This is a genomic window from Streptomyces poriticola (assembly GCF_036689765.1).
GTDB lineage: Bacteria > Actinomycetota > Actinomycetes > Streptomycetales > Streptomycetaceae > Streptomyces > Streptomyces poriticola.
In genome coordinates, this window is sequence record NZ_JBAGKH010000105.1 from 1 (window position 1) to 528 (window position 528).

The window sequence follows — 528 nt, forward strand, 5'->3', positions numbered from 1 at the left end:
ACCGATGTCGATGCGGTGGAGGCGCACGGTACGGGCACCCGGCTGGGTGACCCGATCGAGGCGCAGGCGCTCCTGGCGACCTATGGCCAGGAGCGGGACGAGCCGCTGTGGCTCGGCTCGGTCAAGTCCAACATCGGGCACACCCAGGCCGCGGCCGGTGTCGCCGGTGTGATCAAGATGGTGCAGGCCATGCGGCACGGCACGCTGCCGCGCACGCTCCACGTGGACGAGCCGTCACCTGAGGTCGACTGGACCGCCGGCGCTGTGGAACTGCTCACCGAGGAACGCGAGTGGACCCGTACGCGCCGGCCGCGCCGGGCCGCCGTGTCGTCCTTCGGCGTCTCCGGCACCAACGCCCACGTCGTCCTCGAAGAGGCACCCGAGGAGACCGCACACCCCGCAACGGCCGAACTTCCCTTCGTGCCCCTGCTGCTGTCCGGTCACACCCCCACGGCGCTCGCCGCCCAGGCGCGCCGACTCCACGACCACCTCACCGAGTCCGCCACCGCCCTGGAAACGGTCGGCCGC

At 72.2% G+C, this 528-nt stretch carries 1 protein-coding gene; it reads left to right on the top strand.

Translation table 11 applies throughout. The annotated features are described in order from the left end of the window. The coding region (locus tag V5O46_RS31645) for a ketoacyl-synthetase C-terminal extension domain-containing protein (RefSeq protein WP_332888178.1) at nt 1–528 on the top strand (528 nt) is incomplete at both ends.